This is a genomic window from Sphingorhabdus sp. (assembly GCF_044239005.1).
GTDB lineage: Bacteria > Pseudomonadota > Alphaproteobacteria > Sphingomonadales > Sphingomonadaceae > Sphingorhabdus_B.
Window position 1 is genome coordinate 1 of the sequence record NZ_JBIICH010000080.1, and the last position, 10,409, is coordinate 10,409.

A 10,409-nucleotide genomic window follows, 5' to 3' on the forward strand; every position below is an offset into this window, starting at 1 on the left:
GACGCCAACTTCGTGCAGCGCTTCTTTCACCTCGTCCAATTTGAATGGCTTGATGATCGCTTCGATCTTTTTCATGGCTTTTCCCTTTATGGCGCGTGAGGCAGATGCTCCGCGCGCGCGGATGATGTATTAAGCATATCAAGTATCGTGCCAAAATTGACCAACACGAAAACGCGTTATTTTGGGCCATATCGGCCATGGCATCTGCCTAAATTTTAGGCAGATGCCGGATTCATGGGCAGCAGTTTTTTACTTTGCCGCCTTTTTTGCTCCACCGCTCAATACGGCATCGTTTGCCTTTGCATAATGTGAACGGCTGACAACATAAGCGCGCATTTGCTCGGCTTCTTTCGCTGTTAACACGCTGCTAAAGCTGACCATGCCATTGCCCTTCAAAATGCCGTCAATCACAACCGATTTCCACGTGGCGGCGTCCGCAATCACACCAGATTTACGCAGGTCAGGCAGCACGCCGTTCCCGACCGCGCCGGGTCCGTGGCAGACGAGGCAATAGCGTTGGAAATTCGATCCCCCCGCAGCGATATCCGCTGGCGTGCCGAATTGCGCAGGCGGCGCCCACACATAGGCTGGCACTTTAGGCACGGGTGGCAGAGCTGTTTTTCCGCCCAGCTTCAGAACGATCAGGCGGGGGATGTTGGGAACCGCAGCACTGGTGGAACCTGCATAACCCGAAACGAGCGGGAACGCGCCGCCCTTGCTGGTCAGGAAGGCGACATATTGCTCGCCGTCCACCGTATAGGTCGATGGGCCAGACAACACGCCAGACTGTACGTTAAGGTTCAACAATTGCTTACCGCTATCCGCAGCATAAGCACGGAACTCGCCCATTGCCGTACCTTGGAAAACCAGGTTTCCGGCGGTGGTCATTGTCCCACCATTCCATGAGGCGGGGTGATCGACCGTCCATTTGGCTTTGCCGGTCTTGGGGTCGAACGCGACCAGCTTTCCGGTCGTGGCCGCTTTCACAGCCTTCACGAAATTGATGTCATCGGGAAGGTCGGCCGTCGCCATCGCGCCGCCCACGTTGAAGCCCAGCGCCTTGCGCTCTTGTTCGTTTGGCGCAACCGGCGGCAGATACGCGCCGCCAATATACAATGCGGGGATGTAGACCAGTCCCGTTGCGGGGTTAAAGCTCATCGGGTGCCAGTTATGCGCACCCAGCGCCGAAGGGTTCGCCAAATAGAGCTTGCCGGTTTTTTCATATCGCGCTGCAGGGTTTTCGATTGGCCGCCCCGTTTTCATGTCATAGCCGGTTGCCCAAGTGATGCCGTCGATGAACGGGTTTGCCGACAACAGCTTGCCGTTCAGCCGATCAATGGTGAAGAAAAACCCGTTCTTCGGCGCGTGGTAAAGAACTTTGCGTTCTTTGCCGCCGCGTGTTTCCGTCGCCAATATGATCGGCTGGGTCGCAGTGTAATCCCAGCTTTCGGCTGGCGTTTCCTGATAATGCCAGACATATTCGCCCGTGTCGGGTTTAAGCGCGACGATGGACGACAGGAACAGATTGTCGCCTTCGCCATTGGAACGAATGCCATGGTTCCAAGGATTGCCGTTGCCGACGCCAAGGTACAATTGATCAAGCTCAGCATCATAGACGATTGCGTCCCACACGGTGCCGCCGCCGCCACTTTCGCGCCAGTCACCCTTTTTGGGCTTGGAACTCCATGTTTTGGTTGCCGCCGTTTTTAAGATCTTGTCGCTCGCGGCATTGTCGGGCTCGCCCTTCGGATTGGGCGTGGTGTAAAAACGCCATGCCTGTTTGCCGGTCGCGGCGTCATATGCGGTCACATAACCGCGCGCGCCGAACTCTGCGCCGCCAAAGCCAATAACCACCTTGTCCTTTACGACCCGTGGCACGCCTGTGATGGTGCCGTTGGATTTGAGGTCAAGCGTTTGGACACTCCACAATTGCTTGCCCGTGGTGGCGTCCAAGGAAATCAAACGGCCGTCGATGGTTCCGACAAAAACGCTGCCTTTCCAGAACGCAACGCCGCGGTTGACCACGTCGCAGCAGGCTTTGACTCCGCGCGCTTTGTCGACTTCGGGATCGAAGCTCCACAATGGTTTGCCGGTTTTGGCGTCATAAGAAAATACTTTGGACCAAGCGGTTGAAATGAACATTTTGCCGTCGACAACCACTGGCGTTGCTTCCTGGCCGCGTGCGTCGGGTAAGTCAGCGAACCAGGCAATGCCCAGATCCTGCACATTGCTGTCGTTAATTTGGGTAAGCGGGCTGTGCCGTTGCTCATTATAATTGAAACCCGTCATCGCCCAGTTTGAGCCATCGCCACCGGTTTTTAGATAATCCCCGTTAATCTTAGCGAATGCGGGCACATCGGTCGGGCCTGCTACCTTTTGGCAAGAACCCAATAATAATGTCGCGCCAGCAATTGCGGCTGCGAACCAAAGCTTATTCTTCATATTTTTCTCCCCCTCGACGGAAAGGCTATGCCCTCGAATAGGCTTCGTCCAGTGGGAATTTAACTGACGGGTTAAATTATCTTTTTTATGGCGCTTTCCATCTCGGTTGCGGCCTTTTCATAGACGCGCGCGCGCAGGTTTGACAGTATCGCATCAGGTGCGCTCGCGGGCGTTCCGCCGCTAAACGGTGGTGCTGGGTCATATTCCAGCGCGAGCTGGATGGTCCGTGCAACATCTTCGCCGGCAATGTCTGAAATCAGTTCAAGCGCGAAGTCGATGCCCGAGGTGACGCCGCCTGCAGTCACCAAATTGCCGTCGCGAACAACCCGCGCGGGGCGATGCGTTGCGCCAAACATTGGCAACAATTGCGTGTAAGCCCAGTGGCATGTCGCTTCTTTGCCGCGCAGCAAATCGGCTGCGCCCAATATGAAGGCACCGGTGCACACGCTGGTAATATATTGCGCCCCGCGTGCTTGGCTGCGGACGAAATCGACGATCTGCGCGTCAGCAATCGCGTTGCGCACACCATGGCCGCCCGGCACGCAGATTATGTCCGCCTGCGGGCAGTCTGCGAAGCTGGATCGCGGCAGAATGGAAAAGCCGCTATCGGTGGTGACTGCAGCCCCCGTTTTGCTGACGACATGAACATCTGCGCCCGGTATTCGCGAGAGGAATTGCACCGGCCCTGTGAAATCGAGTTGCGTGACATTGTCGAAGAGGACGAAGACGATATTCATGCCGCATGCTTAACCTGCACGCGGCAAAAAACAAAGGGCCGCCGGATTTCTCCGACGGCCCAAACGTCGCAAATTGTATCGATCAAATAAGCTCGATCGCCAAAGCCGTCGCTTCGCCGCCGCCAATGCAGAGCGATGCGAGGCCGCGTTTCTTGCCATGGCGCTGAAGTGCGGCCACCAATGTTGTGATAATCCGCGCACCCGATGCACCAATGGGATGGCCCAATGCCGTGGCGCCGCCATGAACGTTAATCTTGTCATGCGATATGCCCAGATCGTGCATCGCAAACATTGCGACGCAGGCAAATGCTTCATTCACTTCGAACAGGTCAACGTCCGCGATGGTCCAGCCAGCCTTGGCCAAGCATGTGTTGATGGCACCGACCGGAGCGGTGGTGAATGCTGATGGCTCCTGCGCGTGCGCCGCGTGCGCGACGATACGCGCAATCGGTGTTTGCCCATTGGCGTCGGCCACCGATTGGCGCGTGAGCACAAGCGCGGCGGCACCATCCGAGATCGACGAGCTGGTGGCGGCCGTGATCGTGCCGTCCTTCGCAAAGGCTGGCTTGAGCGTTGGAATCTTGTCGGGCATGCCTTTGCCAGGTTGTTCGTCGGTGTCGACGATGACGTCGCCCTTGCGTGTGGCAACGGTTACCGGAACGATTTCCGCTTTAAACGCGCCGTCTGCAATCGCGCTTTGCGCGCGGCGTAACGATTCAAGCGCGTATGCGTCCTGTCCTTCGCGCGTCAGCTTATAATCGTCTGCCGTGTCTTGCGCAAAAGTACCCATGGCGCGGCCCGCCTCATATGCGTCTTCAAGTCCATCAAGGAACATATGGTCGTAGGCGGTGTCATGCCCGATACGCGCGCCGCCACGGTGCTTTTTCAGCAAATAAGGCGCGTTGGTCATGCTTTCCATGCCGCCGGCGATGACATAATCAACCGAACCAGCGGCGAGTGCCTCGCTGCCCATGATGACGGTCTGCATGCCCGAACCGCAAACCTTGTTCACTGTCGTTGCTTGCACAGATTTGGGCAGGCCCGCTTTAATCGCGGCCTGACGGGCAGGGGCTTGGCCAAGCCCTGCTGGCAACACGCAACCCATGTAAATGCGCTCAATCGCCGCGCCGTCGACGCCAGCGCGTTCAACCGCGGCCTTCACCACAGTCGCGCCAAGGTCGGTCGCAGAAACGTCAGCCAACGCCCCTTGCATGGCCCCCATTGGGGTGCGGGCATAGGACAGGATGACGACAGGATCGGCGTTGTGCATGGGAGATTCCTTTGATTTTGATTTGCCGCCTTATAGGGCGGCGCACTATCAAAAACAAATGTGAATCAGCCCAGTTTGCCGCGTTAGAACAAGGCCTTCAAATCGCGTTTCAGGATTTTGCCATTCGCGTTGCGCGGCAGGGTATCCTCGGTGAAGATGATCTTCACGGGCACTTTGAATTTTGCCAATCGTGCGCTGACATATTCGCGCAGTTCATCCTCGCTTGCGGTCATGCCGGGCGCCAGATGGACCACGGCTGCGGGTTCTTCGCCGAGTGTTTGGTGCGGAATGCCAATCAGTGCGGCATCGGTAACCGCGGGATGTTCATACAAGATATTCTCGACTTCAGACGAATAGATATTCTCGCCGCCGCGAATGATCATATCTTTGGCGCGATCAACGATGAAGCAAAAGCCTTCGTCATCCACGCGGGCAAGATCGCCTGTGCGCACCCAGCCATCAACAAATGTCTCTGCGGTGGCGTCTGGACGGTTCCAATAGCCTTTGACGATTTGCGGGCCGCGTGCCCACAATTCACCGACTTCACCAACGGGCAACTCGGTCGATCCATCCTCTGACATGATTTTCACGTCCGAGACTGCAACGGCCGGACCACAGCTGTCGGGGCGGTTCAGATAATCTTCGGCGACATGCGAGGTGACCGTTGCCATGGTCTCCGTCATGCCCCAGCCATTGCCCGGAAATGCGCCGAATATTTCGTAGATTTTGCTGACAAGCTCTGGCGCGGACGGTGCACCGCCATAGCTTATCGCGTCGATTGAGCTGAGATCATATTTCTCGCGGTCTGGGTGTTCGATTAACTGCCAAGCGATGAACGGCACGCCGCCTGTGGCGTTGATCTTTTCGCGCTCGATAATCTCGAATGCTTTCACGGTATCCCATTTGTGGAGGAGCACGATCTTGTGCCCTGCTTGGATGGTCGGAATCATGGAAGCCGAACAAGCGGTGACATGGAACATCGGAATGACAAGCAGGCTCGCCCTTATGCTGGGTTCGGGCAAAGGTTCACCACGGCGCAACATAGTCGCAGCGCCAGAATAGGCGCTGGAAAAGCCATTGGTCAGCAGGTTGCGGTGCGAACCCAAAGCGCCCTTTGGCTTTCCGGTCGTCCCGCTGGTGTAGAAAATGGTCGCCGCATCATCTGGCGCAATCGCGACGTCAGGCAATGGCAGGTCAGCCAAATCGGCGTAGCTTTTTGGACTGCCAATGATGCTTTCGAGCGTGATGGCGGGCTCCGCCATTGCCGCTGTACCCGCGCGTGCAACCATGACATGCGCGAGCGCCGGCATCTCTGCTTTATAGGGCGATATGCGGTCCCAACGTTCCGCGTCGCAGATCAGAACCGCTGCACCCGAATCGGCCAAACCAAAGGCAAGCTCTTCACCTGTCCACCATGCGTTTAACGGAACGACAATCGCGCCTGTCACTGCGGCCGCAAAAAAGGCGACTGGCCATTCAGGCAGATTGCGCATGGCGAGGGCAACGCGGTCGCCCTTTTTTACGCCACGTGCTTGCAGCGCATGCGCGAGTGTCGCCACCGCGCGGTACCAAGCGCCGTAGGTGACGCGCTCATCCTCATACACCACAAATTCGCGGTCACCGAATGATGCATTGGCGTGCGCGGCCAATACCGCGAGATTGGGTAAAGCATTTTTCCAGACGCGCGTGGGTACACCTTCAATCTCGGCCGTTTCCATCTCGAACGGCATGCCAGGTGCACATAATGCAGCCTTTACCTGATCTCGCGTCATGACGGGCCAACCCGCAGGTGGTGTCCACTTTTTACCGGCCTCGATCATGTTCTCTCCAATATACGCGTCATGCTTTTTGCATGTTGGACATGTGGATACGCCAAAATGGTTTTCATTTGCAACGCTTCACGCTAGCAATTCATCAACGGGTTAAATGGAGAGAGAAAATGACCGCAAATATGCAGACTGTGCTCGAAAAGCAGCGCGCAGCATTTACCGCAGCTATGCCAGAATCGATGTCGGTCCGCCGCGACCGTATCGACCGCGCGATTGCGATGTTGATCGATCATGCGGAGGATTTTGCAAAGGCCGTTTCTGCTGATTTTGGTCATCGTAGCCGCGAACAAACGCTGCTGACCGACATCATGCCGTCTGTGAGCGCGATGAAGCATGCCAAGAAGCATTTTGAAAGCTGGGCCAAAGGTGAAAAGCGCAAGCCAACTTTCCCACTGGGTCTGCTCGGTGCCAAGGCCGAAGTCGTTTACCAGCCAAAGGGCGTCGTCGGCGTTGTTGCGCCATGGAACTTCCCCGTTGGTATGGTGATGGTCCCGATGGCGGGCATTCTCGCCGCGGGTAACCGCGCTATGGTCAAACCGTCCGAATTCACCGAGCGGGTGTCGGCCTTGTTCGAAGAGCTCGTACCAAAATATTTCGCTGAAGAGGAAATGGCCGTTTTCACAGGCGGCGCTGAAGTCGGCATGGCGTTTTCAAAACTGGCATTCGACCATATGATATTCACCGGCGCGACCGGCGTGGGCAAGCATATCATGCGCGCGGCAGCGGACAATCTCGTGCCTGTTACGCTTGAGCTTGGCGGCAAATCCCCCACCATTATTGGCCGAAGTGCCGATACAAAAAAGGCGGGCGAGCGCATTGCCCTGGGCAAGATGATGAATGCGGGTCAAATCTGCCTCGCGCCCGATTATCTGTTGGTGCCCGACGACCAAGAGCATGATGTCATCGCGGCGGTGAAGGCTGGCGCAATCGCGCAATATCCTACTTTGCTGCACAATGACGATTATACTTCGGTTGTGAATGGCCGAAATTATGAGCGGCTTCAGGGCTATCTGGACGATGCGCGTGAAAAGGGCGCTGAACTCATCGAAATCAACCCTGCGGACGAGGATTTTGTCGGATCAAACGGTAACAAAATGCCGCTGACGATTGTCCGCAATGTCACCGATGACATGAAGGTGATGCAGGAAGAAATCTTCGGACCGATTCTGCCCGTCATGACCTATTCGTCGATGGATGAGGCGATTGATTATGTGAATGCACATGATCGTCCGCTTGGCCTATATTATTTCGGAACGGACAAGGCGGAAGAAGAACGCGTCTTGTCGCGGACCGTCTCTGGCGGCGTAACTATCAACGACGTCGTCTTCCACAATGCGATGGAAGATCTGCCCTTTGGTGGAGTCGGGCCGTCGGGCATGGGCAATTATCACGGCGCGGACGGGTTCAAAACCTTCAGCCATATGCGTGCGGTCTATCGTCAGACTGGAGTCGATGTTGCCGGGATTGGCGGATTCAAGGCGCCTTACGGCAAAGCGACGCTGAAGACACTCGCTAAGGAACTTAAGAAATAAGGATGCGCTTGCATCGGGGCGGAGGCTCGGTTAGAGGAGCCTCCGCTTCAACAGGTTCGCCCTGACGAAGATGTGCCCCAGTGGTGGAATGGTAGACGCGCTGGATTCAAAATCCTGTTCCGAAAGGAGTGCCCGTTCGAGTCGGGCCTGGGGCACCACCATATTTTCTCAGACAGCTTGAAATCCGTTGCTCCGCAGTGCGATGCGGTATCGCTGACAATCAGAATCTGATCATGATCCGCTGCGCAAGTGCGGGCGACATCGAATACACCAGCCGAAGCAGCTTCACCATGCCGACATTCGCCTCAGGCGCGTTTGTCGCAATGGCATCAACGATTTCTGCGGCACATTCCTTTGCCGACATCTTTTTGCCATTCACGCGCCCGCGCGTCATTGCGGTGTCGACGACCGGCGGCAATGCTTCAATGACATGAACCTTGGTATCACGCAGATTGTGCCGCAGTGATTGGGTAAAGCTTCTGAGGCCCGCTTTGGTCGCGCAATAGACTGGACCGCCCGCGCGCGGGGCAATGGCGAGGCCTGAGGTGACATTCACAATCGACGCCTCGGGCCGTTGAAGCAAGCCGGGTAACAAGTGCCCAATCAGGTGCAGCGGCGCGTTGAGGTTCAGGAAGATCGCCTGATCAGTGAGCGCCAGATCAAGCGGCTCGCCGGGACCGAAATTACCGCTCATCCCCGCGTTGTTGATCAGGATGTCCAGTTCGCGCCCTGCGAGCGCGGCAGCAAGCTCCGCGCAGCCCGCAGCATTGGAAAGATCGGCCTTAATGGCCTCCAATCCCTCTTGCCGTGCAGACGCAAGCACGTCTTCGCGGCGACCGCAGACGATGACGTTGGCGCCTTTCGCCATCATTTGGCGTGCTATTTCCAAACCGATGCCGTCGGTCCCACCCGTAACCAATGCAGTTTTGCCCTTAAGTTCCATAAATCCCCCTCAATATTGTCCGAAATTAACCTTGCCCTGCATTGTCAGGGAATCAGTATCGAAGACCCAACTGTTTTGCGCCCTTCAAGGTCGCGATGTGCCTGTGCGGCGTCTTCCAGCGCGTAGCGGTGGCCGATCGTGATATCGATGATGCCTTGGCGGAACATGTCGAACACATATTCTGCGCCCGCTGCCCGCTCCGCGGCATTGTGATAATAATCGAACAAGGTTGGGCGCGAGACGTAGAGTGAACCTTTTTGCGCCAAAGTGCCAAGGTTGACACCCGTCACCGGACCGCTGGCATTGCCATAGCTGACGATAAGGCCGCGCCGCGCGGTTGCGTTCAACGATGTTTCCCATGTGTCGCGGCCGACACCATCGAAGGTCACTTCAACGCCTTTGCCGCCCGTCAGTTCGCGGACCTGCGCTGCGACATCTTCTTTGCCATATAGAATGACATGGTCGGCCCCCGCTGCGCGTGCCAGCGCCGCCTTTTCATCGGTGCTGACTGTCCCGATGACGCGGGCACCAACATGCTTCAGCCATTGTACCAGCAACAGCCCGACGCCGCCTGCCGCTGCGTGCACCAATATGTCCCATTTGGGTTGAACCTTGGCACAGCGTTCGACAAGAAACTCGGTGGTGCAGCCCTTGAGCAAGCCCGCCGCCGCGATGTCGTCGCTGATGCCGTCTGGCACCAAAAACAGGCCATGTGCGGCAATATTGCGCGCTGTCGCATAGGCACCGATGCTTGGGCCAAAAGTCGCTACCCGGTCGCCCACGCGCCAGTCGGTCACGCCGTCTCCCACCGCCTCAATGATGCCCGCTGCCTCCATGCCAAGGCCAGAGGGCAACGCCATCGGATACAGGCCGCCACGATGATAGGTGTCAATGAAGTTGAGGCCCACGGCCAGATTGCGCATGCGGACTTCACCGGGACCGGGCGCTGCCAGTTCAACGTCCGTCCACGCAATAACGTCCGGCCCACCGGTCTGCCGAATTTGTGCTGCTCTTTCCATCGGGAGAACTCCTGTTTGTTGCATGCATCCTAACAGAGCCAGTGGCAGGCCGCCAACCCGTGCTGCGGAATATGGTTAAAAAGACGTCAATAACTGTCGCAGATCGGGACAGTCGAATTTGGGTCCCTCTTTAACCATCTTTTGGCATGGCCATTATGCCTAACAAAACGTTAACGCCTGATCATGATGAAAAGAAGATTAGTCGGTCACAACGAAGCGGCCCGCCACCCCCTTCGGCAGATGCTTCCCCCACCACAGATGACGCACGCCGTCATCGCGCCACGCCCCACATCGTGGTGGCGCAGGGAGGATACGCATTTGTTTATGCTCAGCTTCAGTGCGTTTTTTGTCGCAATAAGCAGCTATATTGCCTGACTGTTAGGCGGCGACGGGGTCGCAGGCCTTGTGCAGCTTCCACGAAATCCATGCCGAAACAAGGCAGGCTGCAGCAATCATGAACAACGTGTCGGGAATGCTGACGCCTGCGCTGACGAGAAGGCTGTAAATCACAGCACCAATCACCATCGCGCCGGAATTCACGATGTTATTGGCGGCAATGGTGCGGGCGGTTTGCGACTTTGCAACCGTCGTTGTCAGAAACGCGTAGAGCGGGACGACAAACATACCCCCGGCGATG

8 protein-coding genes, 1 tRNA gene and 1 pseudogene are annotated in these 10,409 nt (G+C 56.8%); 2 read left to right on the plus strand and 8 right to left on the minus strand.

What is annotated here, in order from left to right:
- The 5 genes from ACILQA_RS07515 to ACILQA_RS07535 form a co-directional block, all read right to left on the minus strand.
- On the minus strand, positions 1-75 hold a 75-nt coding region (locus ACILQA_RS07515), incomplete at its 3' end, for a P-II family nitrogen regulator (RefSeq protein ID WP_395629142.1).
- A gap of 174 nt (positions 76-249) precedes the next feature.
- Positions 250-2,442: a PQQ-dependent dehydrogenase, methanol/ethanol family gene (locus ACILQA_RS07520; protein ID WP_395629135.1), complete on the minus strand. Its 2,193-nt coding sequence runs from the start codon at positions 2,440-2,442 to the stop codon at positions 250-252.
- A gap of 71 nt (positions 2,443-2,513) precedes the next feature.
- Positions 2,514-3,179: a DJ-1/PfpI family protein gene (locus ACILQA_RS07525; protein WP_395629136.1), complete on the minus strand. Its 666-nt coding sequence runs from the start codon at positions 3,177-3,179 to the stop codon at positions 2,514-2,516.
- A gap of 82 nt (positions 3,180-3,261) precedes the next feature.
- Entirely contained in the window at positions 3,262-4,449 is a 1,188-nt protein-coding gene (locus tag ACILQA_RS07530) for an acetyl-CoA C-acyltransferase (protein ID WP_395629137.1), read from the minus strand.
- Between the two features lie 83 nt (positions 4,450-4,532).
- Positions 4,533-6,269, minus strand: a complete 1,737-nt coding sequence (locus ACILQA_RS07535) for a class I adenylate-forming enzyme family protein (protein WP_395629138.1) — start codon at positions 6,267-6,269, stop codon at positions 4,533-4,535.
- 119 nt (positions 6,270-6,388) lie between these two features.
- Between ACILQA_RS07535 and ACILQA_RS07540 the strand changes: the two genes are divergently transcribed.
- Together ACILQA_RS07540 and ACILQA_RS07545 are read left to right on the plus strand one after the other, a co-directional pair.
- A complete protein-coding gene (locus ACILQA_RS07540) occupies positions 6,389-7,810 on the plus strand; it encodes a coniferyl aldehyde dehydrogenase (RefSeq protein ID WP_395629139.1) in 1,422 nt (473 codons plus the stop codon).
- Between the two features lie 74 nt (positions 7,811-7,884).
- Positions 7,885-7,968: transfer RNA gene (locus ACILQA_RS07545), tRNA-Leu, on the plus strand.
- A gap of 62 nt (positions 7,969-8,030) precedes the next feature.
- On the opposite strand, the gene ACILQA_RS07550 is transcribed toward ACILQA_RS07545, so the two are convergent.
- The 3 genes and pseudogenes from ACILQA_RS07550 to ACILQA_RS07560 form a co-directional block, all read right to left on the minus strand.
- Positions 8,031-8,753, minus strand: a complete 723-nt coding sequence (locus tag ACILQA_RS07550) for an SDR family oxidoreductase (protein WP_395629140.1) — start codon at positions 8,751-8,753, stop codon at positions 8,031-8,033.
- A 44-nt stretch (positions 8,754-8,797) separates the two neighbouring features.
- On the minus strand, positions 8,798-9,772 hold the full coding sequence (locus tag ACILQA_RS07555; RefSeq protein ID WP_395629141.1) for a quinone oxidoreductase family protein: 975 nt from the start codon (positions 9,770-9,772) through the stop codon (positions 8,798-8,800).
- 378 nt (positions 9,773-10,150) lie between these two features.
- Positions 10,151-10,409 (minus strand): annotated as a pseudogene (locus ACILQA_RS07560) (MFS transporter); the annotation flags it as partial.

Coding starts and splice junctions, on each gene's coding strand:
- ACILQA_RS07520 (WP_395629135.1), bottom strand. CDS start 2,442: ATGAAGAATAAGCTTTGGTTCGCAGCCGCAATTGCTGGCGCGACATTA.
- ACILQA_RS07525 (WP_395629136.1), bottom strand. CDS start 3,179: ATGAATATCGTCTTCGTCCTCTTCGACAATGTCACGCAACTCGATTTC.
- ACILQA_RS07540 (WP_395629139.1), top strand. CDS start 6,389: ATGACCGCAAATATGCAGACTGTGCTCGAAAAGCAGCGCGCAGCATTT.
- ACILQA_RS07530 (WP_395629137.1), bottom strand. CDS start 4,449: ATGCACAACGCCGATCCTGTCGTCATCCTGTCCTATGCCCGCACCCCA.
- ACILQA_RS07535 (WP_395629138.1), bottom strand. CDS start 6,269: ATGATCGAGGCCGGTAAAAAGTGGACACCACCTGCGGGTTGGCCCGTC.
- ACILQA_RS07555 (WP_395629141.1), bottom strand. CDS start 9,772: ATGGAAAGAGCAGCACAAATTCGGCAGACCGGTGGGCCGGACGTTATT.
- ACILQA_RS07550 (WP_395629140.1), bottom strand. CDS start 8,753: ATGGAACTTAAGGGCAAAACTGCATTGGTTACGGGTGGGACCGACGGC.